General features: G+C 67.7%; 24 protein-coding genes and 1 tRNA gene. 11 read left to right on the top strand and 14 right to left on the bottom strand.

Features of this window, described 5'->3' with window-relative positions; genetic code table 11:
• Window positions 1-2 precede the first annotated feature (2 nt).
• Entirely contained in the window at window positions 3-557 is a 555-nt protein-coding gene (locus ACH34W_RS42735; protein WP_395966936.1) for a helix-hairpin-helix domain-containing protein, read from the bottom strand.
• A 399-nt stretch (window positions 558-956) separates the two neighbouring features.
• On the opposite strand from ACH34W_RS42735, the gene ACH34W_RS42730 reads away from it, so the two are divergent.
• The 7 genes from ACH34W_RS42730 (at window position 957) to htpX (ending at window position 8,373) form a co-directional block, all read left to right on the top strand.
• Window positions 957-1,436: a 4Fe-4S binding protein gene (locus ACH34W_RS42730; RefSeq protein ID WP_395966935.1), complete on the top strand. Its 480-nt coding sequence runs from the start codon at window positions 957-959 to the stop codon at window positions 1,434-1,436.
• The gene (locus ACH34W_RS42725) at window positions 1,433-2,008 is read left to right on the top strand and encodes an NADH-quinone oxidoreductase subunit J (RefSeq protein WP_395966934.1); all 576 of its coding nucleotides are present in this window, start codon (window positions 1,433-1,435) and stop codon (window positions 2,006-2,008) included. Before ACH34W_RS42730 ends, ACH34W_RS42725 begins: the two co-directional genes overlap by 4 nt.
• Window positions 2,008-2,418, top strand: coding sequence for an NADH-quinone oxidoreductase subunit NuoK (nuoK, locus tag ACH34W_RS42720; RefSeq protein ID WP_395966933.1), 411 nt, complete (start codon window positions 2,008-2,010; stop codon window positions 2,416-2,418). Before ACH34W_RS42725 ends, nuoK begins: the two co-directional genes overlap by 1 nt.
• Entirely contained in the window at window positions 2,415-4,358 is a 1,944-nt protein-coding gene (locus tag ACH34W_RS42715) for an NADH-quinone oxidoreductase subunit L (RefSeq protein ID WP_395966932.1), read from the top strand. Before nuoK ends, ACH34W_RS42715 begins: the two co-directional genes overlap by 4 nt.
• Window positions 4,355-5,860: a NuoM family protein gene (locus ACH34W_RS42710; RefSeq protein ID WP_395966931.1), complete on the top strand. Its 1,506-nt coding sequence runs from the start codon at window positions 4,355-4,357 to the stop codon at window positions 5,858-5,860. Before ACH34W_RS42715 ends, ACH34W_RS42710 begins: the two co-directional genes overlap by 4 nt.
• Before the next feature lie 19 nt (window positions 5,861-5,879).
• On the top strand, window positions 5,880-7,400 hold the full coding sequence (locus ACH34W_RS42705; RefSeq protein ID WP_395966930.1) for an NADH-quinone oxidoreductase subunit N: 1,521 nt from the start codon (window positions 5,880-5,882) through the stop codon (window positions 7,398-7,400).
• 115 nt (window positions 7,401-7,515) lie between these two features.
• Window positions 7,516-8,373, top strand: a complete 858-nt coding sequence (gene htpX / locus ACH34W_RS42700) for a zinc metalloprotease HtpX (RefSeq protein ID WP_395966929.1) — start codon at window positions 7,516-7,518, stop codon at window positions 8,371-8,373.
• Between the two features lie 71 nt (window positions 8,374-8,444).
• On the opposite strand, the gene ACH34W_RS42695 is transcribed toward htpX, so the two are convergent.
• Window positions 8,445-8,810: a hypothetical protein gene (locus ACH34W_RS42695; RefSeq protein ID WP_395966928.1), complete on the bottom strand. Its 366-nt coding sequence runs from the start codon at window positions 8,808-8,810 to the stop codon at window positions 8,445-8,447.
• A gap of 569 nt (window positions 8,811-9,379) precedes the next feature.
• Entirely contained in the window at window positions 9,380-9,868 is a 489-nt protein-coding gene (locus ACH34W_RS42690) for a YajQ family cyclic di-GMP-binding protein (RefSeq protein WP_395966927.1), read from the bottom strand.
• A 151-nt stretch (window positions 9,869-10,019) separates the two neighbouring features.
• On the opposite strand from ACH34W_RS42690, the gene ACH34W_RS42685 reads away from it, so the two are divergent.
• Window positions 10,020-10,101, top strand: a tRNA-Tyr gene (locus ACH34W_RS42685).
• 211 nt (window positions 10,102-10,312) lie between these two features.
• On the opposite strand, the gene ACH34W_RS42680 is transcribed toward ACH34W_RS42685, so the two are convergent.
• The 8 genes from ACH34W_RS42680 to ACH34W_RS42645 all read right to left on the bottom strand — a co-directional run bounded on the left by ACH34W_RS42680 (window position 10,313) and on the right by ACH34W_RS42645 (window position 17,032).
• Window positions 10,313-11,683, bottom strand: coding sequence for a tyrosine-type recombinase/integrase (locus tag ACH34W_RS42680; RefSeq protein WP_395966926.1), 1,371 nt, complete (start codon window positions 11,681-11,683; stop codon window positions 10,313-10,315).
• Window positions 11,680-11,868 (bottom strand): helix-turn-helix transcriptional regulator, encoded by a 189-nt coding sequence (locus ACH34W_RS42675; RefSeq protein WP_395967095.1) that lies wholly within the window; start codon window positions 11,866-11,868, stop codon window positions 11,680-11,682. The genes ACH34W_RS42680 and ACH34W_RS42675 overlap by 4 nt, the downstream gene beginning before the upstream one ends.
• 2 nt (window positions 11,869-11,870) lie before the next feature.
• Entirely contained in the window at window positions 11,871-13,520 is a 1,650-nt protein-coding gene (locus ACH34W_RS42670; RefSeq protein ID WP_395966925.1) for a replication initiator, read from the bottom strand.
• Window positions 13,517-13,738, bottom strand: a complete 222-nt coding sequence (locus ACH34W_RS42665; protein ID WP_395966924.1) for a KOW motif-containing protein — start codon at window positions 13,736-13,738, stop codon at window positions 13,517-13,519. The genes ACH34W_RS42670 and ACH34W_RS42665 overlap by 4 nt, the downstream gene beginning before the upstream one ends.
• Window positions 13,739-13,883: 145 nt before the next feature.
• Window positions 13,884-15,395 carry an FtsK/SpoIIIE domain-containing protein gene (locus tag ACH34W_RS42660; protein WP_395966923.1) on the bottom strand — a complete coding sequence of 504 codons (1,512 nt, stop codon included), beginning with the start codon at window positions 15,393-15,395 and terminating at the stop codon, window positions 13,884-13,886.
• Between the two features lie 89 nt (window positions 15,396-15,484).
• On the bottom strand, window positions 15,485-15,757 hold the full coding sequence (locus ACH34W_RS42655) for a hypothetical protein (protein WP_395966922.1): 273 nt from the start codon (window positions 15,755-15,757) through the stop codon (window positions 15,485-15,487).
• Window positions 15,757-16,179, bottom strand: a complete 423-nt coding sequence (locus tag ACH34W_RS42650; RefSeq protein WP_395966921.1) for a plasmid replication, integration and excision activator — start codon at window positions 16,177-16,179, stop codon at window positions 15,757-15,759. Before ACH34W_RS42650 ends, ACH34W_RS42655 begins: the two co-directional genes overlap by 1 nt.
• Window positions 16,180-16,306: 127 nt before the next feature.
• Window positions 16,307-17,032 carry a GntR family transcriptional regulator gene (locus ACH34W_RS42645; RefSeq protein WP_395966920.1) on the bottom strand — a complete coding sequence of 242 codons (726 nt, stop codon included), beginning with the start codon at window positions 17,030-17,032 and terminating at the stop codon, window positions 16,307-16,309.
• A gap of 636 nt (window positions 17,033-17,668) precedes the next feature.
• Here ACH34W_RS42645 and ACH34W_RS42640 point away from each other — a divergent pair.
• Window positions 17,669-17,851: a hypothetical protein gene (locus ACH34W_RS42640; RefSeq protein ID WP_395966919.1), complete on the top strand. Its 183-nt coding sequence runs from the start codon at window positions 17,669-17,671 to the stop codon at window positions 17,849-17,851.
• 13 nt (window positions 17,852-17,864) lie between these two features.
• On the opposite strand, the gene ACH34W_RS42635 is transcribed toward ACH34W_RS42640, so the two are convergent.
• The 3 genes from ACH34W_RS42635 to ACH34W_RS42625 all read right to left on the bottom strand — a co-directional run bounded on the left by ACH34W_RS42635 (window position 17,865) and on the right by ACH34W_RS42625 (window position 19,151).
• Entirely contained in the window at window positions 17,865-18,320 is a 456-nt protein-coding gene (locus ACH34W_RS42635; RefSeq protein ID WP_395966918.1) for a DUF5949 family protein, read from the bottom strand.
• Between the two features lie 186 nt (window positions 18,321-18,506).
• Entirely contained in the window at window positions 18,507-18,833 is a 327-nt protein-coding gene (locus tag ACH34W_RS42630; protein ID WP_395966917.1) for a hypothetical protein, read from the bottom strand.
• 39 nt (window positions 18,834-18,872) lie between these two features.
• Window positions 18,873-19,151, bottom strand: a complete 279-nt coding sequence (locus ACH34W_RS42625) for a hypothetical protein (protein WP_395966916.1) — start codon at window positions 19,149-19,151, stop codon at window positions 18,873-18,875.
• 441 nt (window positions 19,152-19,592) lie between these two features.
• Here ACH34W_RS42625 and ACH34W_RS42620 point away from each other — a divergent pair, with 441 nt between their 5' ends.
• Entirely contained in the window at window positions 19,593-20,372 is a 780-nt protein-coding gene (locus ACH34W_RS42620) for an aminotransferase class IV family protein (protein ID WP_395966915.1), read from the top strand.
• A 28-nt stretch (window positions 20,373-20,400) separates the two neighbouring features.
• The gene (locus ACH34W_RS42615) at window positions 20,401-21,390 is read left to right on the top strand and encodes an SUMF1/EgtB/PvdO family nonheme iron enzyme (protein WP_395966914.1); all 990 of its coding nucleotides are present in this window, start codon (window positions 20,401-20,403) and stop codon (window positions 21,388-21,390) included.
• Window positions 21,391-21,529 lie beyond the last annotated feature (139 nt).

Below are 21,529 nucleotides of genomic sequence, written 5' to 3'. Positions count from 1 at the left end.
GGTCACGGCAGGAAGATCGCGAACTCGGTCAGGTGCGGGAGGAGGTCGGGCGGGAGGTCGGCGTCCACCGCGAGCTCCTCGGCGGAGATGAAACCGCCCTGGTCCTCGCGGCGGCGGATGATCCGCTCGACCTGCTCGGTGGTGATGCCGGGCAGGGTGCCCAGGAGGGCGGGCGGGGCGTGGTTGACGTCGATCAGCCCGCCGTCGTCGTACGCGCGCGGGAGATCGGGACGGCCGATGCGCAGCTCGTGCGCCAGCGCGGGATCCTCGGCGACGAGCTGCCGGGCGTCCTCGCGGAGCATCCGGCGGTACTTCGCGACGTGGATGGCGTACTCGTTCTGACGGCTTCGCGGGCCCGAGCGCGGGAACACCGACGGCCGGACGGCGAACGCGTGCACCGTGCCCGCGATCCACAACATCATCATCATGAAGCCGCCGAGCGCGCCCACCACCGCGTCGCCCAGGTTCGCCAGCATCAATGCCATGCCCAGCCCGATGCCGTAGCCCGCCGCGGTCGCCCCGAGCTTCGCCGAGCCGCGCCGGACGGCGGCGTACATGAACGAGAAGGGTGTGCCAAAACCAAAGGTCAGAAAGGGTACGAATGCCCACAGGACCCCGCTCGGAGTGTCCGGCGGAGGCGGCGGGATGGGCGGTGTCGGCTGCATCGGCGGTACGGGAGGCACCGGGTACGGAGGTCGCCATCCGGGTGGATAGGGAGGGCGTCCGGGGTGATGGTAGGGCCGCCCGGCGTGCGGGCGTGGCCGTCGTACCGGCGGGTCATCCTCACCGGGGTCGTACGGGCCGTCGACGCCGTAGCTCACGATTGGTTGGACGAACGTGACCCGGCTTCCGTTCCCTGCGCGTTCCCCCGCGGCGCTTCGTAAGGAATCATGGGGCGCGTGGGACGGCTACCAGGAAGCGGACTGGCCAAAGGGCTCGCGGTCACGTTGCGGACGATGACGCGGCGTTCGATCACGCGCCAGTACCCGGAAGTGCAGCCTGACCTGGCACCGCGCAGCCGGGGCGTGATCGCGCTGCTCGAGGAGAACTGCACCGTCTGCATGTTGTGCGCGCGTGAATGCCCCGATTGGTGCATCTACATCGACTCGCACAAGGAGACGTTGCCGGCGGAGGGTGGTGGCCGCGCGCGGACGCGGAACGTGCTCGACCGGTTCGCGATCGACTTCGCGTTGTGCATGTACTGCGGCATCTGCATCGAGGCGTGCCCGTTCGACGCGCTGTTCTGGTCCCCGGAGTTCGAGTACGCCGAATACGACATCAACGAGCTCACTCACGAGAAGGACCGGCTGCGGGAGTGGATGTGGACGGTGCCGCCGCCCCAGGCCCATGATCCGGGTGCGGAGCCGCCCAAGGAGGTCGCCACCGCGGAGAAGGCGGCCGCCCGTCCCAGACGGACTCCCGGAGGATCTACGTGAGTGGACAGGAGATCGTTTTTACGCTCCTCGGGATCGTCGCGGTCGGGTCCGGGCTGCTCGTTGTGACCACCCGGCAGTTGGTGCACGCGGCGTTGTGGCTGGTGGTGTCGTTCGGCGCGCTGGCGGGCGGCTACCTCGTCCTCACGGCGGAGTTCGTCGCGTGGGTGCAGGTGCTCATCTATGTCGGCGCCATCGTGGTGTTGCTGCTGTTCGGGATCATGCTCACCCGCGCGCCGATCGGGCAGTCCATGGACCTCGACTCCGGCAACCGCTGGGTCGCGGCCGGGGTCGCGGTGGCGACGGCGGCCGTGCTCGTGAGCGTGCTGGTGATGGGCTTCCGTGACGCGCACACCCCGTTGAAGCCGGGCGGCGGATCGGCGGAAGAGCTCGGTGCCAGCGTGTTCCGTACGTGGGTGCTGCCGTTCGAAGTCCTGTCGGTGTTGCTGCTGGCCTCGCTCGTCGGGGCGATCGTCCTGTCGCGTTCGGACATCGGCCCGGTGGGCGGCCGTCTCGGCCCGGGACGCGGCCGCCGCGGAGAGGGAGACGGCCGCCGCGGAGAGGGAGACGGCTGATGCACCTCGCCTATCCGCTGGTGGTCGCCGCGCTGCTGTTCTCGATCGGCGTGTACGGGGTGCTCGCGCGCCGCAACGCCATCCTCGTCCTGATGTCGGTCGAGCTCATGCTCAACGCCGTCAACCTCAACCTCGTCACGTTCGACATCTGGTGGCGCGACCGGCTGCACGGTGGCCAGGTGCTGACGCTGTTCACGATCGTGATCGCCGCCGCCGAGGTCGGGCTGGGCCTGGCGATCGTGCTGCTGGTGTACCGCAACCGCCAGATGATCGACGTCGACCGGCTGCGCACGCTCGCCGAGGAGACCGGCGACGGCGTTCGCGAGGACGTTCGCGACGAGGGTGAAGGCGAAGCTGTAAGGGACGGGGAGGGCGCGCCCGTCGTGCACTCCGAGGGGAGCACCACGTGATCGGGCTCGCCTCGGCGGTCATCCTGCTGCCGTTCCTCGCCGCGTTCGCCGGGATGTTGCTCGGACCGCGCCTCAGCAGCCTCCTCGGCGCACGCACCACCGCCGCACCCGCGCCCGATCCCGTGCCGGGCGGCGGGCCGGAGGCGGGCGCTGAGGCGTGGCAGGGCGCCGCCACCGAGGCCGAACGTTCGTTCCTCAAGAACGGCCCGGCGCTCATCGCATGCGTGCCGATCGCCGTGTCGACCGTGCTCGCCGCCATCATCGGGCTCACCGTGTGGGGCGACCCGGGCGACCGGACCGGCGTCCTCACCAGCATCCCCACAGGCACCGTCCCGATCGAGCTCGGCCTGCAGATCGACGGGCTGTCGGCCGTCGTGGCGTTCATGGTCTGCTGTGTGGCGCTGGCGGTGCAGGTCTACTCCGTCGCGTACATGAGCAAGGACCCGCGCTACTCGTCGTACGCGGCGTTCATCTCGCTCTTCACCGCCGCGATGTTGCTGGTCGTGTTCGCGGGCGACCTTCTCCTGCTGTACGTCGGCTGGGAGATCATGGGCGTCTGCTCGTACTTCCTGATCGGCCACCACTGGGAAGAGCGGGCCAACTCGCGGGCGGCGGTCAAGGCGTTCCTGGTGACGCGGCTCGGTGACGTCGGCTTCCTTCTCGGCATCTTCGTGCTGGGCATCGGCGCCGGGTCGTTCTCGATCGAACGCGTGCTGGACGAGGCGCCGTCGATGCCGCACACGACCGTCACGGTGGCGGCGCTGCTGCTGCTCGCCGGAGTCGCCGGCAAGAGCGCGCAGTTCCCGCTGCACACCTGGCTGCCGGACGCGATGGCGGGCCCGACGCCGATCAGCGCCCTCATCCACGCCGCGACGATGGTCGCGGCGGGCATCTACGTCGTCGCCCGCGTCTACGACGTCTTCGTCGCGGCGCCTGCGGCACTCACCGTCCTCGGCATCCTCGCCGTCATCTCGATGCTGGGTTCCGCGCTGGCGGCGCTCGCACAGGACGACATCAAGCGCGTGCTCGCCTACTCCACCGTCAGCCAGCTCGCCGTCATGGCCGGTGGCCTCGCGGTGGGAGCCAAGAACGGCGCGATCTTCCACCTGCTCACGCACGGCGCGTTCAAGGCACTGCTCTTCCTCGCCGCTGGCTGCGTCATCGTGGTCACCGGCTCCAACATGCTGCGCGACTACGGCGGGTTGCGGCAGGGCATGCCGATCTCTTTCTGGACGATGACGGTCGGCCTCGCCGCGCTCGTCGGCGTCCCGCCCACCAGCGGCTGGTTCAGCAAGGACGCGGTCATCGAGTCCGCTCAGCACGCCGCCACACGCGGTGACGCGTCGGCCGCCGACTGGCTGGTCTATGTGGGGTTGCTGGTCACCGTGGCGGTGACGGCGGCGTATGCGACCAGGCTGTGGCTGATGACGTTCTTCGGTGAAAACCGAGGTCAGGGCGCCTACGAGCTCAAGGAGGCGCCGATGCTGATGGCGGGCACGGTGACCGTGCTCGCCGTTCCGTCGGCGCTCATCGGATTCTTCGGCGGCGGCGAGGCGGAGCTGCGGCCGCACGTCGGCTCGGCGGTGCTGGCGCTGCTGTTCGTGATCGCCGGGGCGGGCGCGGCGTTCCTGGTCTGGAACCGCGACCCGGCGCTCGACCCCGCCCGCGTCCTCGGTCCGGCGCGGCCGGTCTTCCTGCGGGCCTTCTACGTGGACGAGGTGTACGACGCGGTGATCGTGCGGCCCGTACGGGCGCTGGCCCGGTATGTCGTCACGTTCGACGACCGGGGGATCGACGCCGCGGTGGTCGGCACCGCGCGGGCGGCGCGGCGGCTCAGCGAGCTGGCGCGGCTGCCGCAGAACGGCAACCCGCAGGCCTATCTCACCGGCGTCCTCGCCGGGACCGTCGTGATCGTCGCCGGGGTGGTGATCTTCCTGTGATCCTCCTGCTGATGGTGGGGGCACCGCTCGCCGGAGCGCTGCTGCTGCTCCTGCCGGCGGGGCGCTTCCTGCCCGGTGACGTGGCGGTGCGCCGGTACGGAGTGGCCGTCTCCGGGGTGACGTTGCTGGTCGCCGCCGTCGCCCTCGCCGCGTTCGACTTCGGCAGCCCGACGCGGATGCAGTTCGGCGTGAACGAGGAGTGGGCGCCGTCCGTCGGGCTGCGCTTCCACCTCGGCGTGGACGGGATCTCGCTGCCGCTGGTCGTGCTGACCGCGCTGCTGACGTTCCTGTGCTTCCTCTACACGATCAAACACCCGCCCGCCGGCGGCTCGGCGCGATTGTTGACTGCGTTGCTGCTGGTGCTCGAGGTGGGATTGCTCGGCACGTTCGTGTCGCTCGATCTCGTGCTCTTCTTCGTGTTCTTCGAGGTCGTCCTCATCCCCATGTACGTGGTGATCGCGTTGTGGGGCGGTGCGGGGCGCCGGGCGGCCGCGTACAAGTTCATCCTCTACACGCTCCTCGGCTCCGGCCTGCTGCTGGTCGGCATGCTGCTCATAGCCGTGAACGCGGGCACGCTCGACATGACCGAGCTCGCCACGCGGCAGGGCGCCGGGGTCACCCACGGCATCCAGATCACAGCGTTCCTGCTGATGGGGCTGGGTTTCGCGGTCAAGGCGCCGATGTGGCCGCTGCACACCTGGCTGCCCGACGCGCACACCGAGGCGCCGACGGTCGGCTCGGTGTTGCTGGCTGGAGTGCTGCTCAAGATGGGCACGTACGGCTTCGTCCGGATCGCGGTGCCCGGGGCGCCGGAAGGGGCCGAGTTCTGGGCGCCCTGGCTGGGACTGCTCGCCGTCATCGGGATCGTGTACGGAGCCCTCGCCTGCCTGGCGCAGCGCGACCTCAAGCGGATGATCGCGTACTCGTCGGTCGGGCACATGGGCTTCGTGCTGCTGGGCATCGCGACGCTGACACCGGTCGGGCTGAACGCGGCGCTGTTCGGCAACATCGCGCACGGCCTGATCACGGGACTGCTGTTCTTCCTGGCCGGGGCGGTCAAGGAGCGGTACGGCACCGGTGATCTCGACGCGCTCGGCGGCGGGATGCTGGCGAAGGCCCCCAGGCTGGCCTCGATCCTCACGTTCGCCTCGGTGGCGAGCCTGGGGCTGCCCGGGCTGGCCGGCTTCTGGGGCGAGATGCTCGCGCTGCTCGGCGCGTACAAGCCGCACGGTGACCTGCCGCGCGAGACGTTCGTGACGTTCATGGCGATCGGCGGGCTCGGCGCGGTGCTGACCGCCGCCTACTTCCTGCGCATGCTCGCCAAGATCACTCACGGGCCGCCGTCCGAGGTGGTGGCGGCGCGGTCGGTGGCCGGGATCTCGAGGTACGAGTACGCGGCGTGGACGCCGCTCATCGTGCTGACGCTGCTGGTCGGCCTGTGGCCCAAGGCTCTGCTCGAAGTGACCACCGCCCCCGTGCGGGCACTGCTGGGAGGTGGCTGATCATGGGCCGGGTGATGTCATGGGCCAGGTGATCCAGAGCATCGACTACGCCGCCGTCGCGCCGGCGTTGATCGTGGCGGTGACCGCGATCGTGGTGTTGCTGGCCGACGCGTTCGACGTGCCGCGCCGCTTCATCGGCCTGCTCAGCGGCGGGGCGCTCGCGGTGGCGTTGCTCAGCGTCGTGCTGCTGGCGTTCGGCGACCGTCGCGCCACGTTCTGCCTGCCGGGTGATCTGCGCGGCAACGGCCCGCGGTCGTGCTCGTACGTGGCAGACGACTTCACGCTCCTCTTCCAAGGGGTCGTGCTGGCCGCCGCCGTCATCGTCGTACTGCTGTCGCTGCGTGAGATCGCCGAGGCTGAGATGCCGGTGGGGGAGTACCACTTCCTGCTGCTCTCGGCGATCGTCGGGGCGCTGAGCCTGGTGGCCGCGCGTGATCTGGTGCTGCTGGTCGTGGCGCTGGAGACGTTGTCGCTGCCGGTGTTCGCGCTCGTCGCGTTGAAGAGGTACAGCGGCACGGGTTCGGAGGCGGCGCTCAAGCTCTTCCTGATCTCGGTCGTCTCGGCGGCGCTGATGTTGTTCGGGATCAGCCTGGTGTACGGGGCGACCGGCGCGATGCACCTCGATCGCATCGCCCTCGCGCTGGACAAACTCCCCAGCGAGTACGACCCGGTCGTGGGCGTCGGCATCGTGCTCGTGCTGGTGGGCTTCGGCTTCAAGGTCGCCGCGGTGCCGTTCCATTTCTGGGCGCCCGACGTCTACCAGGGCGCGCCGCTGCCGGTCGCCGCGTTCCTCTCGGTGGTCTCCAAGGCGGCCGGGTTCGCCGGGCTGGCGATCGTGCTGGCGCTCGGCTTCCCCGCGTACGCCCACGTCTGGGGTCCGGTGGTCGCGCTGCTCGCCGCGCTGACGATGACCCTCGGCAATCTGATGGCCCTGCGGCAGGGCACCGCGATCCGCCTGCTGGCCTGGTCGTCGGTCGCCCAGTCGGGGTACATGCTCGCGCCGCTGGCGGTCGGCACGCACCGCCTGCCGGAGGCGGTCGCCGCCACGACGGCGTACGTGGCGCTCTACGCGGTGATGAACCTCGGTGCGTTCGCCGTGGTCATCGGTTTCCGTGCGCGGATGCACCAGGGATACGCCGAATATGGCGGCGCCGAGTGGGACTCCTTGGACGACTATCGCGGGCTAGCCCGGCGCAGCCCGGCGATCGGTGCGGCGCTCGCGTTCTTCCTGATCTGCCTGGCCGGACTGCCGCCGGGTGTGATGGGGCTCTTCGCCAAGGTGGTGGTGTTCCGCGCGGTGGTCGCAGGCGACGTCACGTGGCTGGCGGTCGTCATGGCGATCAACACCGTGATCGGGCTCTACTACTACCTGGTCTGGGCCGTCCGGCTGTTCGCCGCACCTGAGGGCCGTCCGTACCTGATCGCCGCCGGACCAGGAGGTTTCCCCGTGCGCGCCGCGATAGCGGCGACCGCCGCCGGTGCCGTCGTCCTGTCAGTGGCGCCCCAGGTCGTCCTGCAAACGGTGACCTCAGTGAGCTGACCGCCCCGCGCTCACCTGCAAGCCTGGCCCGCGTTTGATGACCTCTGACCGTGGAACATTCGGGCAGGTCAAACCGTTTTTAGAGGGGGACGGAACACGGGGAGGCTGGACAGAAGTGCAGTTCAACGGCGTCAAGACGGCGGCTCTGATCGGTGCGCTGTCCGCATTGATGCTCGCGGTGGGCTGGGTGCTGGGAGGCAACGCGGGCCTCTTCATCGCGCTCGTCATCGCGCTGGTCACCAACGGCATCGCGTACTTCTTCAGCGACCGGATCGCGCTGCGCTCCATGCGCGCCCATCCGGTCGGCGAGGTCGAGGCGCCGGTGCTCTACCGGCTGGTCCGCGAGCTGGCGACCTCGGCGCGGCAGCCGATGCCCCGGCTGTACGTGTCGGAGACCATGCAGCCCAACGCGTTCGCCACCGGGCGCAACCCGCGCAACGCGGCGGTCTGCTGCACACGCGGCATCCTGCAGATGCTGGACGAGCGGGAGCTGCGGGCGGTGCTCGGCCACGAGCTGTCGCACGTCTACAACCGGGACATCCTCATCTCGTCGGTGGCCGCCGGGATCGCGACCGTCATCACCTACCTGTCCCACCTGGCGATCTTCCTGCCGATCGGGCGTTCCGACGACGATGACGGCCCCGGCCTCCTCGGTGCCCTGCTGATGATGATCCTCGGCCCGATCGCCGCCGCGGTCGTCCAGATGGCGATCAGCCGCACCCGCGAGTTCGCCGCCGACGCCGCGGGCGCGCAGCTCACCGGCGACCCGCTCGCCCTGGCCAGCGCGCTCCGCAAGATCGACGCCGGTACGAAGGCGATGCCGCTCCCGCAAGACCCCGAACTGGCCACCACCAGCTCCCTCATGATCGCTAACCCGTTCCGCGGCCGCGGCATGGGCAAGCTCTTCTCCACTCACCCACCGACGGCCGAGCGCATCGCCCGCCTGGAGCGGATGGCCGGCCTCTCCCGTTGACCACACGTGCGTGATACCCGGCGACCATGAGGTCGCCGGGCATCAGATGGCGGTGTTCAAGCCAGGTCTCGCTACGCCCTGCCCACGTTCGCCACGTGGGCGTGCCATATGGCGCCGGCCACCACCTGCTTCTTGCCGGCTACGCGACCGCCGATGACGTGCCAGCCGTCGTACTGCTTGCAGGTGCCGATGGTCATCTCCTGCGCCTTCATGTAACCGATCGGCTTGCCGAGACTGAGGCGATCACCCTTCTTCACGGCCTTACGCACCTGCACACGGGCGGGCTTGTTGCGGACCTTGAACTTGCACATGGGCACGGCGGCCACCGCCGTCGCGGTCTCGGCAGCGCTTGCCTGCGCCACTCCCTCCATGGCCATCGCACCACCGACGGCGAACGCGCTGAGAGTCAGGGACGCGAACAGCTTCTTGCTGAGCATGGTCTCCCCCGAATTCGGTGATCTGGTTGCCTCGGGCGAACGGGTCGCTCCGGGGTGACGGGCCCTTCCCGTAGATCACCCGGTAACTACTAACAGTAGTCATCGACTACTGCAAGTCAGGGCCATCGGGCCGTCCGCAGTGATGGCGACCGAATGCTCGAAGCGCCATGCACAGTGGTGACCGAGGCAGGACGCACGTGCCGTTCCGCCCTCATGGAACATCGGCTCGATCGCGATGGTCAGGGAAGCCCTCAGCCCGGGTGCCAGCGGGGCCTCGCGCCTGCGTGCCCACTAAGTCACCACGGGCTCCAGCCATGGTGTGACCGCGTCAAGCGCGGCGCGGCCGCAGTGGCTGCATCTCGCTCGGCACCCTGCGCAAGATGGAACGCGGCGCCCGCGTTCTTCACCGTCGCGGCCCTGGCCCGCGTGCTCGATCTCGCCCTGACGGCGTTCTCCAGCCCTCGTCTGAAAATCGGACTGAACCTCCGGGCGCCTTCCCCCGTCATAAGTAGTGCGGGCGCGCCGGGCGCCTTCTGCGGGGGAAGACGGCCGGCGCGCTCCGCGCTAAGTCACCGGTAGTTGACGAACTGCAGGGCCACGTCGAGGTCCTTGCCCTTCAGGAGCGAGATGACGTCCTGGAGGTCGTCCTTCTTCTTCGAGCTCACCCGCAGCTCGTCACCCTGGATCTGGGCCTTGATCCCCTTCGGCCCCTCATCCCGGATTATCTTGCCGATCTTCTTGGCGTCCTCCTGGGCGATGCCCTCCTTCAGGGCCACGGTCAGCTTGTAGACCTTCCCCGACAGCTTGGGCTCGCTCGGGTCGATGGCCTTCAGCGAGATGCTCCGCTTGACCAGTTTGTCCTTGAGGACATCCAGAACGGCGTTCGCCCGCTCCTCCGTATTGGCCTGGACCTCGATGGCCTCGCCGGACCACTTGATCCCGGCGTCCACGTTCCGGAAGTCGAACCTGTTGGCCACCTCCTTGGCGGCCTGGTTCAGGGCGTTGTCGACCTCCTGCCGGTCCAGCTTGCTCACGATGTCGAACGATGAGTCACCCATGGGACACCATTCTCGTCTGCTTCTTCTGGTAGTCCCCCGAGCGTAGCGAGACGACAGGCCTCGCCGCCTGATCCACAACCGCCCACGCCGATGTCACGAGCACCGCCGGTGTCCGCTATTCTTTCCATTGCCGTCGCGAGAGCGACGCCACGGCGGGTTGCCCGAGTGGCCAATGGGAGCGGACTGTAAATCCGTCGGCTTAGCCTACGCAGGTTCGAACCCTGCACCCGCCACACCCTTGAAAACGGCCCCTGACCAGGCGATATGGTCGGGGGCCGTCCTCGTTCCAAGATCGGGCATGTGCAGCTAGATGCCACCGTGCGCAGCCATTTGTCAGTGGTCGCGGGATATCCACGGGATGGAATCCGAAGCGTTTCCGCACGTCGGAGCCGAAACGAGCAAGGGGCCCCGGGATGAACCGGAGCCCCTTCACTGTACGGCCTGTCAGTCGTCGAGAGCATCGTCGATCCGCTTGTTTGCCCTGTCCTGCTGGCCGTCGATGCACTTCGCGTAGATCTGGAGCAAGACTTTGACACTGTGGCCAGCCCGTTCGGCGACCTCGGTTGCCGGAACACCGGAGTTGAGCCACAGCGAAACGCCCGCGTGGCGCAGGTCATACGGCCGCCGAGCCAGGGGAGAGACAACCTGGTCAGGCATGAGCGCTAGAGCCCGAGTCGCCGCCCAGACGTCGCCATAGGCTGTCGAGCCGACGATGCCGCCCCGCTCAGTCTGGAAGATCCGTCCATCCTCAGCCGTCCCAAACTCCGCCATGTGCTCCCGGAGGATCTCCACCAGGACCGGGGGGATCGGAACCGTGCGGATCTCGTTCGCCGGACGGAGCTTGAGCCCACGCTGTTCGTGAGTCGAGCCGCTATCCGTCCACCGGGATCCGGTCTCAGGCAGAGACCGAGTGAGGACCAGCCGCCCCCAGCCCGTTGCCGGAAGATGGCAGTCATCCTTGTGCAGCGCCACAGCCTCAGCAGGGCGAAGCGCCGCGTAGTACATGCAGGCGTACAGGGCACGCAGGCGCCGACCCCGTCCCCGCTTACCGACGTAGGTGACGGCCGTCAGGCACTCCCGCATCTGCCGAGGGCCGATCACCACTCGCCAGTCAACCTCTTCGGCGAGCTTCGGCGCCGTCCACTTGACCTTGTCGATCGGGTTGCGCTCAAACTCCTCCAGCTCGACCGCGTACTCGAAGGCGTTGTAGAGGACGGCACGCTTTCGAGCCACCGTCGAGGCCGCCGCAGGCAAACCGTCCAAGCGGAGCGTGAGCGCGTTCAGAGCGGCCCGGACGTTCCGCCGCTCGTACACCTCATCGAGCGTGAGCGAAGACTTTTCCAGCCAGCTGAGAGCCTCCGAGATCTCGGCCGGACGAGGCCGTTTCCGATCTTTGGGCGCGAGGTAGTACGCGCGGAGTGCGGTACGCATGACGTTTGCTTCCGGTGCCTCTGGAGCGTCGTCACGTACGAGAACGGGCGCCACCGTGGCCAGAGTCTCCGTGAGCCCGTCCCGGCTGTTCGGAGCCGCGTACGGCCACTTCATATCGACATAGGCCAAGCTGAACTCCAGCCAGGTCGCAGACTTCTTGGCCTTGAGCATCGACTCAGGAAGCCCGGACTCGACCTCGAACTCTTCACCCCGCTTGGCGGCAAGCTCAAGGTCAAGAAGGAAGTTCTTGGCCAGTGTCTTCCCCGCGAAGGTGCGGGACCTTTCCCGACCGTCAACCTTCCACCGCACCTCGTACGTCTTCTTGCGCTTGCTGGAGGTGTTCTGACGGATCTCCCAGAACCGGACCTTACGAGACATGGTCATGCTGCATCCCTCAGGGTGTTGAGCCAGCTCATGAGTTCGCTACGCCAGATGCGCAGTTCGCCGTTAGGCAGTCGGATTGCGTCGGGAGCATGGCCGATCTCACGCCAGCGGTAGAAGGTCCGCCGGGAGATCCCGCCGAGTTCTTCGAGCACCTGATCGACGGTGAGGAGATCGTCCCGCCGCATGCTCACGCTGCCTCCCCATTTGCCGAAGTGTCGTTGAGGGCTTGGGCGAGCTGGTCGCGTCGCCGGGTGCGTTCCTCGATCAGCAGCAGCAACCGATGCGTGACCGGTTTGACGTCCGGGTCACCAGGCCCGGCCCGTTCCCACAGGAACCGTCGATCACCCGCCGCAGGACCGGTTGCCGAAATACCGGCCTCCGCCAGCCGGGCGAGCACCCAAGTTGTGCGGTCGGCTTTGTGATCGGCCATGGTCTTGCCGGACCACTTGCGCGACACCAGCACGCGACGGCCGCCGTAGCCCAGGTGTTCACGCCGGTGTGCCTTGCCCTTGCAGAACCCAGGCACCAGGCCCTTACGGGCGTTCTTGGGCTGCACGCCGTACCGCAGCCAGTTGGAGCAGGTAGGCGAGCACGGCTCATACCGCAGCGCCTCAGCCAGCCGATCCACATGAGCACGCTGCCTGTCGGTCTCCGCCTCATGGCATTCCGCGACGCTCTTGACCAGGTACTTGGTCAGGTACCGGATACACCGGTTACTGTCGGCGCCGCCCGCCATGACCCCCTGGGCATCCACCTGACGGCCGAACCGCACCACATGCAGCGGTTCGGCGTCATCGTCCTGGCCGAGCTTGTCGAGCGCGTCATCCCACGTCGGCAGCACCGCGCCCGTATCGGGATCGACATAGCCGCCCTGCTCGTCGTCTCCGGCCGAGTCATCCCAGACCGGTAGACCGTCGCCCTGGTAGACGACGCGATCAGTCGAGGGCCACCACACCTGGTGATAGGTCGCCGCCACCACCTGACGAAGCTCAGCGCGCGATATCGTCCCGCGAATGGCCATGTGCAGATGAGGCGCCAGCCGCCGTTGCGGTTCAACGGCCGCGAAGTACTGCACCTCATAGCCGACGAACCGCCGCAGGTTCTGCACGAACCGATCGATCAGCTTGCCGAAGTGCAACGCATCACGAGCCGCCCGCCGGTAGTCGTAGGTCGCCGGGTCAACCGGGGTGCCGTCCGAGCGGACCCGGCCGTAGGAGTCCAGCGTCAGGGTCAGGAACAGCGACGGCCGGAACGTCTTGCCATCCGGCGCCGTGTACGCCTTGCCCACCGTGCGGTTCTCGACCGGCCGCCGAGGCAGGTCCGGCACATCCTGGCGCCGCCGGGTGGAGCGGGTACGCCGCCCGCCGTCATCATCGTCGGTAGCGGTCTTCAGGGTGCCCGCCACCCCGGCCCGTTCGATCTCGTTCTCCAGGTCCCGGATCAGCCGATCCCAGAACTCGACCCCCTCGCCATCGGCCGCGCCACTCTCGGCCGCAACATCACGCCGCCCCTGGGCCTGTGCCCGCAGCTCGACCAGGTGCCGTTGCGTGGCGTCCGGGTCGGCGCGTTGGATGATCGGTTCGGTCTCCAGGTGCCAGCCTTCCCGGCACTGCTGCGCGCGGATGCGCCGCTTGTTCTCCGCACACGGCGGGCACACCGAAGCGCGCGTGTGCCCGCACGGCACCGACACGACCTCTGACTCTCCGGTCTCCAGGTCAACGCGCCGCATCGGTACCGGGCGGATGCACACCCCATGGTCAATGGCGACCGCCTCGACCACGCCCTGGGCGAGCGGCGGGAGGGTCTTGACCGGCGCGGCCGGTTGGGTCTCGGTCATGCCTCCCCCGGGACGTCGAAGGCGAGCTGCACGGCGCGCACGGTCACCGACCGCAGCGGGTAGGGCCGTGCTTTCTTCTGCTTGGCCGCACGGACCTGGACCACCGTGCGCCCATCGGTCTTGTCGATGGCAGTCACTCGGCCGTGCGTGCCCTTGTCTGGTCCGCTAGTGATCTCGACCCAGTTGCCGACTTCCGGACGAGGCTTGCGCGCGGTCATGCGATCACCTGACCGTCGATGGATTCGGCGTCGCCATCGCTTGGAGTTGACGGGCGCAGGCCGCCGGCCAACTCGCGTTGCTCGCCCTTTGGGTGCCTACGGCATTGGACGGCAGCCCGCTCACGTCGCTGAATCTTGGGGACGTTCACGCTGCCTCCCCGACCTCAGGGACACCGAGCGCGACCATGTCGCGGATGTCGTCGTCAGAGACGTAGGCGGCCCGGACCCGCACAGGGTCGGGGGTGGTTTCGAGCTTGATGTAGCCGACCCCAGCGCCGATCTCGGGGATGGAGGAGATCTGATCGGCCAGCGCGCCACGGTCCCGCGCCCCGTCACCGAGGACCATGTCAACCTGCTCGGATTCGTCCAGGCGAAGGGCGATGCGGTCGGGGAACAGGTTGCGCAGGTTGTTGACCTCTTTTCGGGCGTCCTGCTGAGCGCCGATCAGGCAGTACCCGACCGAGCGGCCCTGTGAGGCCAGGATCGCCATCGCTGACTCGGCCCGCCGCCGCAGATCCCGATCGGGGCAATAGGCGGTCAGGAACGCCAGCTCATCCACGATCACCACCCGGAACGGGTGCTCATGGGTCGGGGTGAACGAGCGTGTGTGACCGGCGAACTGTGCGGCGCGAGCGTTCATGTCCTGGGCCGCCGCTTCGAGGAGCTCGACCATGCCGCCCTTGGGATCATCGGAGTAGCGGCCGTGGCGTTCGAACAGCGCCCGCCCGTAGGCCAGCTCCATCCGCTTGGGGTCGATCGCCCACACCTCGACCAGGCCCGCCAGCATCCAGGGCAGCAGCGCGCGGACGATCGACCACAGCACCGACCCCTTACCGGCCCCCGTCGCCCCCGCGATCAGCACATGGGTACCCAGCAGCCGCAGCCGCCACAGCGCACCGTCTTCCCGCCGCCCGACCGGCAACGCCTTGAGGTCCACCTCCGTGCGCTCTTGGAAGGGGAAGGCTGGGACGAGGGAGGCCAGGGCGTCTTTGCGGACGAACTCCAGCCACACCGAACCGGGGCGCGGGACCGTCCGCCGGACCGGCCGACCATCAGCCCAGGACCACCGGTTACCGGTGCCCTGGCGGACGCGGACGAGCTGAGCGCCGAAGCCGTGCGCGAGGTTGACCGCGACCTGTTCCCATGAGCCGGGTGCCTGGCCCTTGAGCATGCGGACCAGGACCCGATCAGAGGTTGGTCCGCAGCGGACGCGCTTGATTGCGGGCAGGTATTCGCGGCCCTTGTGCGTCTTGGTCAGCCCGGCCGTGACCAGGACCGGTTGCCAGTCCCGCCGGTACACCGCCAGATACCGCCACCTGGCGCGAGCCGGACGGACCACACCCCGGACGAACGAGTCCCAGTCCGCCAGCACCCAGGTCCCCAGACACACCAAGACGAAGGCCAGGACGAGGACGGGGACCCGCCAGCCGTAGGCGTAGCCGAGCCAGCCCAGCCCAGACAGGACCGAGACGGGGACGATGTTGCGGACGGTGAAGCCGACCAGGGCGACCAGGCCCCGGACCAGGTTGACGAGCAGAACCAGGACCTCCGGCATGTGCCACACCGGAGGCGCCCACTTGGGCATCGAGAACGGATCTTTCTGGGCCTCGACCGCGACGTTCTCGCCCGGCCCGACCTTGCGGAACTCCCATGCCATGATGAAGACACCTCTTCGCTTGAGGGATTTCGAGGGGAGAGGAACAAGCGGGGCGGCCGGAGGGACCAGCTCCAGCCGCCCCACCCAGATCAGGCAGCCCGCCGCTTGCCCGAGAGACGACGGCCCGAGCGGAACAGCCGCTCCACCTCCACCGCGTATGCCGCCGCCTGCTCAGCCAGCCCACGCGCGAACTCCACGTCTTCGGCCCGCAGCCGCTCGGGGAGCGTCAGGGTGACCAGCACCCCGCCCGCCGACACCGTCAGCAACGGCGTCCGAGCCGCGAACGAGCGGAACTGAGTGGCCGCGTTCTGGCCGACCGGTAGCGACAGCGCCGACATCCGACCCGCGTTCGGCGCCGCCATCAGGCCGCGTCCTTAGCCGGACGAGCAGCCTTGTTCGCGCCACCGACCGGGCCGACGCCCGTTGCGCGGAAGGAGTAGGCCACGCGCGTCCGGATGTTGCCGTTGTTGTCGCGGCCCATCTCCTCGACATACGGCGTGAGCGTGAGGCCGGAGAACTCCACCGGGCGGAACGGACCCCACGCCGGTTCGGGCAGGACCGGGCACACCTTCGCCATGACCTTGACGCGGATCGCCGCCGACTTGCCGCCCGCCTCGGGGTCGGCGTCGTAGACGTCCACCACCCACACCGGCAGGTTCGTGACCTTGTCGATCTCCTGCCGCTTGGTCTCGAAGTTGGTCTGCGGCTCAGCCGCACCTGTCGCGTACACCCCGTGCGGGAACACCGCACCGAACTCCACCGGGATCCGACCCAGAATCGCCATGCACGATCACCTCTTCCGTTCGACCACCCGACCGCTTGTCCGGACGAGTTCATGTAATGAGAATACATCGCACGCTCGTCCGGACAAGTGGTGGAGTGGTGTGACCTGGGTCACACTTTCGAGAGAGTCAGTTGGTGACCTGGTAGACGTCTTCCAACTCGTGGACGGCGCCCGGCATCACGACCTCGACAACGAAGAGCGCCGCATCGGTCGCGTCATGCACGGTGGCCACAATGCCGATCACGGGCTCTGTCTTGCGGATCTTCAAGGTCTTGCTCTCGTCCGCGTCGGGAAGCCGGGCGGTGAGCCGCTCGGTGATGTGGTCCAGGCGCAGGCCCTTGACCGTGCGCAGGTGAGCGCGCACGCCGACTGGCAGCGGAGCCGCCTGGCTAAGATCGGTGCCGTAGGCCAGCTCTGGCGGGAACCAGCATGTCACCAGCTCCGAGGGAACGCCGTCCCGGGTATCCACCCACCGCCGCATGACCGCCCGGGTACCACCGGCGAGCACGGCCGCGACCGGCGGCGGGGGTTCTGCCTCGCCGACCTCGACCACGGTTACTGTGTCCCGCGTTTCGGGCTGGTCCAGGACGGCCAGGCCCGGACGGGTGCCGCGCTCCGTGCCCGGCACACCCTTCACGAACGAGCCGCGCCCGTGCTCACGTTCGATCCACCCGTCTTGCTGAAGCATCTGCAAGGCCCGCACCACGGTGGTCCGGCCGACCGCGAACTCCCGCACAAGTTGCGTCTCAGACGGCAGCGTCGAGCCAGGTGGGTAGTCCCCGTTCTCGATACGCCGCCGCAGCTCCAGCACGACACGCGCGTACTTCGGGGGTTCAAACTCCAGGTTCGACATCTCGACCGCCTGACGACTCCGCTACTTGAGTGCATGAGTGCACTAGCAGGAGGATAGCCGCCGCCTACGGATGCGGCACGCCCCTATCCACCACCAGCTCCTACTTTCCGCTGTCAACGCTTTCGGTCAACGGGCGCAGGCCGCCGGCCAACTCGCGTTGCTCGCCCTAGGGGTGCCTACGGCATTGGACGGCAGCCCGCTCATGTCGGTGGTCACCGGAGCCCGAGCAGCCGATTTCCGTTCGCGATCCGGTACGGGAGTTGGCGAATCCGGTGACGCTCATCGTCACCGAGAGGATTTCTCAAGGGTATGGGCATATTTTCCACCCTCTAAATGACTTAATCACCGCGCCGAATCCAACGCGCTAGCTGAATCCGCAGGTCACGGGCCTCTGGCAAGGAGTGCCCCAGGTAGAGGATTTTCCCCCGCGTGGGAGTGAACCTACCCCGGAAGTGGGGCAATCCCGTACTTCAGCGGACCGCACCTGGGAGACAACTACGCTCCCCGTCCATATTCTGTGAACCGCTCGCAGACGGCCCGGTTAGGCCGTGACAGAAATGCGACGGCCCCTGGTGGTGGTGCACCTGGGGCCGTCTGGATCGAACCCGAGTCCCCTGCATGGAGGTCGAGCTCGCTATGAGCGTACGCCCGTTCCTGGACGGCTCGCAGCCGTCGGACACCTTGTCAATCAGCACACCGACGCTGCTGGTCATCTTCATCGCCCTGGTGGTCGCGTACGCGGTCCACAAAGATCCGAAGCTGGCGGTTCCGATCGTTACGGCGTTCGCCGTCGTCGCGGTCCTCGTCACGGTGGCATAGGTGGCACGTGGGATCAGGACTGGGCACGTGGGATGGGGATGATGACGCCCGCGCGTGGCCGGGTCTGGGGATCGTTGAGGAACAACTTGGTGTATCGGGGGTCGTGTCGCCGCGCGGACTCCCAGGGCCAGGGACGGGCGACGACTTCCAGGCAGCACGCGCCGGTTTCGCGGGCGAACTGCACCCAGCCCGGATCAGCCGCCCGTTCGAAGTGGTGCCCTTCCAGGGTGAACACGATCCGGTCGACGCCGACCAGGTCAACTGAGAAGGGCAGCCGGTCCAGGTCCGGGGACCGGTTCACCTCACCTACCACCATCCCCGGCACACGCAGATAGCTCGCCATCAGCTTCCGTGCCTGACGGGTCCCAGCCGGTGTGTAAGGCACAGCGATCAGATGCACGAAGGGAAACCCGCTCGACGGATTCAGGCCCGTTAGGCCCTCGCTGATGCCGCACACAAGCGTCAGCATCCCCTCAGCCCCGTCCAGGCGACCCACGTTCCTGCGCCGTGGTCCTTGCGCTTTCCTGTGGCGGGCTGACCTGGCCATGTCAGCCACCGCCCAGCAGGAAGCCCCACACCAACCCGGACACCAGGCAGACCGCCCCGTAGCCGAGCAGCCCCGCCGCCATCGGCAACAGCTCACTCCCCAAGCCGATCACGAGTCGGCCCCCATCTCGTAAGCGATCTCCCGGACCGCCGCCTCCAACTCCGAGACCGGAGCGATCCTGGCCCCGTCGTTCGCCCACACAAACCACCAGGTATCGCCGAACCGATCACAGCCGATGTCCTGAGCCAGGACCGGCCCACCGGCCGCGCTGAGGTAGGTCACGTTCACCACCGCAACGCCGTAGCGCTCCACCACCCCAGCAGCCAGCTTCGGATACGCGGTGATCGCCCGGCACAGCTCTTGCAGGTGCTCACGCCGAGGGTCGCTCACTTCCGGTGCATCGAACCTCGTCCGGCGCCTGCGCTCAACACTCATGCCCGTCTCTCCTCCTTGTTGTCGTGATGGGGCGCAGGCTCACAGGTAGCTGTGCGTGTGCCCTGCTTGCGCGAGGTTCGCCTCCCGCAGCAGCGCCGCGCGGAGCTCGTCCGGGGTTCGCTCCATGACCGTGGGCGTGATCCCAACCTGGGGGTCATGCAGCGTCGCCAGCCACTCACCCGGAAGGCCGTCACTACTGCGCCGAGCACGCCAGATCCGCCAACCCGCGAAATCCGCCCGAAGCTCACCCAGAATGCGACGATCCTGCTCGTCCCTGACCTTGCCAGCCGCAGGCCCCAGACCCGCCGTCGTGTTCATCGTCCATACCTCCAGGAAGGGAAGCGGGACCGGTGACGCGGGAAAGGCACGCACCCAACGGCCCGCACGGGGGTCAGGCCGTAAATCAGCAACCCGCCCGCCGTCACCGGTCCCGCAGCTTCATCACGCCGCCGAAGCCCGCCGCCCCGGCCTGCACCACGGGCAATCAACCCGCTCAGGCCCCGGCCCCAGAGCCGGACGAGGTAGACCGACAAGGACACCCCGCCGAGCGCTGATGAACTTCCAGCCCCGCCCGCTGCAATGGCGGCAGTTGTCAACCTGCTGGTCGTTGCTCATGCTGATTAGGCTCGTCGCTGAACGAACGCTTTCCCACGCCCCGGCACCGCCTCAGCACTGAACTTTCACCGCACCCACGTTCCTGACCAGGACCAATGCGTCCGGGGTTGTGGACACGCCCCAGCCAACTGACAAACTGGATCCATGGCGGAACTCAACGGTGCCCCAGTTACAACGGATGAGCTGAAATCGCTCGCCCTGGTCAACTACGGCCATTTCACGTCGATGCGCGTGGACGACCAGCGAATTCGCGGGTTCTCCCACCACCTTGAACGGCTCGTCCGCGACTGCCGCACGCTCTTTGGCGCCGAGTTGGACCGCCAACACGTCCGCGAGCTCATCCGTCAGGCGATCTCGGGCCGGGGAGGTTCCTTCGTTACCCGCGTGACCGTCTACGACCCTGACCTTGAGCTTGGCCGCCCCGGCGCCGACGCCGAGCCCAACGTGCTCGTCACCACTCGTCCTGCTGGCGCCTTGCCCATGCCGCCGCAACGCGTGCAGACAGCGACCTACCTCCGCGATCTACCCGAGGTCAAGCACGTCGGCCTGTTCGGCGCCATCTGGCATCGCCGCAACGCCCAGCTAGACGGCTTTGACGACTCGCTCTTCACTGACTACGACGGCTTCGTCTCCGAAGGCGCAACCTGGAACATCGGCTTCTTCGACGGCGACCAGGTCATATGGCCCAACGCCGAAGTACTTCAAGGCGTCACCATGCGCCTGCTCCAGCAGGTCCATGACCGAACCTCGCTCGGCCCGGTCAACGTCTCCGACCTGCCCCGCATGCAAGCGGCATTCGCCACCAACACGACCGTCGGCGTACGCGCGATCACGGTCGTCAACGATGTGGAGTTCCCCGCCGAGCACGCCATCTTCGACACGCTCCGCAAGGAGTACGAAGAAATCCCGCCCGAAGCACTCTGACGACCCGTTCCCCAACGGAGCCCCCCAGATGCGCATCACCGTGCAGCGATGGACCGGCCTAGAGATCCGCGCACTACGCGACGCAGGCCGCCATACCCTCCAAGATTTCGCCGCCAAGCTAGGAGTCAGTGAACGGATGGTCTCCAAGTGGGAGGCCGGAGGCGAGAAGATCGCTCCCCGCCCGGTTAACCAGCGCGCCTTGGATACCTTCCTTGAAGCCTGTACCCCCGAGGAGAAGGCCAGATTTGCCGAGAGCATCGGTCTCACCGTGCCGACCGCGTCAACACAGGAGCACTCGTTGTCCTCTGCTGAGAGCCCCTCGAATTCTTCCTCCGAAACCGACATCCCCGTTGGTGACGAGCACCAGGTACGCCACCCGATCGACGGCAAGCTCATGGCCCTTGTCGAGGCTGGAGTGTTCTTTTCTGGTGCTGACAATGAGCCCGTCTACGTGCCCGGCTTCTACATTGACGTCTTCCCGACCACCAACGCTGACTACGCCCGCTTTGTGGCCGCCACGGACCACAAGCCGCCGCAGCACTGGGAGAACGGCGAGCCATCCGCCGACCTGCTCAATCACCCGGTTGTTTTCGTAACCTGGCACGACGCCGCAGCTTACGCCCAGTGGTCCGCCAAGAGCCTTCCCACCAGCCACCAATGGGAGAAAGCGGCCCGAGGCACCCGAGGCGACATCTACCCCTGGGGAAGCCAGCGCACCCCGGCCAAGGTCAACTGCCGCGAACACGGCATCCGCAGCACCACCCCCGTTGACTGCTACGCCTCCGGTGTCAGCCCTTACGGCATCTACGACATGTGCGGCAACACCTGGGAATGGTGCTCTACCGAACCCACCCCCGGCCGCCACGAACTGAAGGGCAGCGCCTTCACCAGCCCGTTCCTACGCTGCACACCCTCCACTTTCAACGACGCCTCAGCCGACATGCTCGACGACGACACCGGCTTCCGCTGCATAACCCCTGCCGAAACGATGCGCGCCCTCCTCAGCATGCAGCGCTGAACTACCCAGCGATGTCTAGTCCCACCTGATGCTTGACGGATTGATCCCAGGTGATGCTTTACAGATGCCCTAGGAAACATGGTCGACCTTGCGGGGTCGGTGGGCTTTGTGGTTGCGGACCGGTGTGGTGGTGGTCCGC

Source organism: Actinomadura sp. 6N118 (assembly GCF_044326415.1).
Taxonomy (GTDB): domain Bacteria; phylum Actinomycetota; class Actinomycetes; order Streptosporangiales; family Streptosporangiaceae; genus Spirillospora.
Note: the sequence above shows the minus strand (reverse complement) of the source record. Positions and strands in the feature narration are given on the sequence as shown.

Excerpts from the sequence above, each read along its gene's own strand:
- ACH34W_RS42695 (WP_395966928.1), bottom strand. The coding sequence starts at position 8,810 with ATGCTCAGCAAGAAGCTGTTCGCGTCCCTGACTCTCAGCGCGTTCGCC.
- nuoK (WP_395966933.1), top strand. The coding sequence starts at position 2,008 with ATGCACCTCGCCTATCCGCTGGTGGTCGCCGCGCTGCTGTTCTCGATC.
- ACH34W_RS42675 (WP_395967095.1), bottom strand. The coding sequence starts at position 11,868 with ATGCGGCGGGACGATCTCCTCACCGTCGATCAGGTGCTCGAAGAACTC.
- ACH34W_RS42735 (WP_395966936.1), bottom strand. The coding sequence starts at position 557 with ATGTACGCCGCCGTCCGGCGCGGCTCGGCGAAGCTCGGGGCGACCGCG.
- ACH34W_RS42670 (WP_395966925.1), bottom strand. The coding sequence starts at position 13,520 with ATGACCGAGACCCAACCGGCCGCGCCGGTCAAGACCCTCCCGCCGCTC.
- ACH34W_RS42680 (WP_395966926.1), bottom strand. The coding sequence starts at position 11,683 with ATGACCATGTCTCGTAAGGTCCGGTTCTGGGAGATCCGTCAGAACACC.
- ACH34W_RS42645 (WP_395966920.1), bottom strand. The coding sequence starts at position 17,032 with ATGTCGAACCTGGAGTTTGAACCCCCGAAGTACGCGCGTGTCGTGCTG.
- ACH34W_RS42655 (WP_395966922.1), bottom strand. The coding sequence starts at position 15,757 with ATGGCGGCGCCGAACGCGGGTCGGATGTCGGCGCTGTCGCTACCGGTC.
- ACH34W_RS42660 (WP_395966923.1), bottom strand. The coding sequence starts at position 15,395 with ATGGCATGGGAGTTCCGCAAGGTCGGGCCGGGCGAGAACGTCGCGGTC.
- ACH34W_RS42630 (WP_395966917.1), bottom strand. The coding sequence starts at position 18,833 with ATGAGTGTTGAGCGCAGGCGCCGGACGAGGTTCGATGCACCGGAAGTG.
- ACH34W_RS42625 (WP_395966916.1), bottom strand. The coding sequence starts at position 19,151 with ATGAACACGACGGCGGGTCTGGGGCCTGCGGCTGGCAAGGTCAGGGAC.
- ACH34W_RS42665 (WP_395966924.1), bottom strand. The coding sequence starts at position 13,738 with ATGACCGCGCGCAAGCCTCGTCCGGAAGTCGGCAACTGGGTCGAGATC.
- ACH34W_RS42650 (WP_395966921.1), bottom strand. The coding sequence starts at position 16,179 with ATGGCGATTCTGGGTCGGATCCCGGTGGAGTTCGGTGCGGTGTTCCCG.
- ACH34W_RS42730 (WP_395966935.1), top strand. The coding sequence starts at position 957 with ATGACGCGGCGTTCGATCACGCGCCAGTACCCGGAAGTGCAGCCTGAC.
- ACH34W_RS42620 (WP_395966915.1), top strand. The coding sequence starts at position 19,593 with ATGGCGGAACTCAACGGTGCCCCAGTTACAACGGATGAGCTGAAATCG.
- ACH34W_RS42640 (WP_395966919.1), top strand. The coding sequence starts at position 17,669 with ATGAGCGTACGCCCGTTCCTGGACGGCTCGCAGCCGTCGGACACCTTG.
- ACH34W_RS42635 (WP_395966918.1), bottom strand. The coding sequence starts at position 18,320 with ATGCTGACGCTTGTGTGCGGCATCAGCGAGGGCCTAACGGGCCTGAAT.
- ACH34W_RS42705 (WP_395966930.1), top strand. The coding sequence starts at position 5,880 with ATGGGCCAGGTGATCCAGAGCATCGACTACGCCGCCGTCGCGCCGGCG.
- ACH34W_RS42690 (WP_395966927.1), bottom strand. The coding sequence starts at position 9,868 with ATGGGTGACTCATCGTTCGACATCGTGAGCAAGCTGGACCGGCAGGAG.
- ACH34W_RS42615 (WP_395966914.1), top strand. The coding sequence starts at position 20,401 with ATGCGCATCACCGTGCAGCGATGGACCGGCCTAGAGATCCGCGCACTA.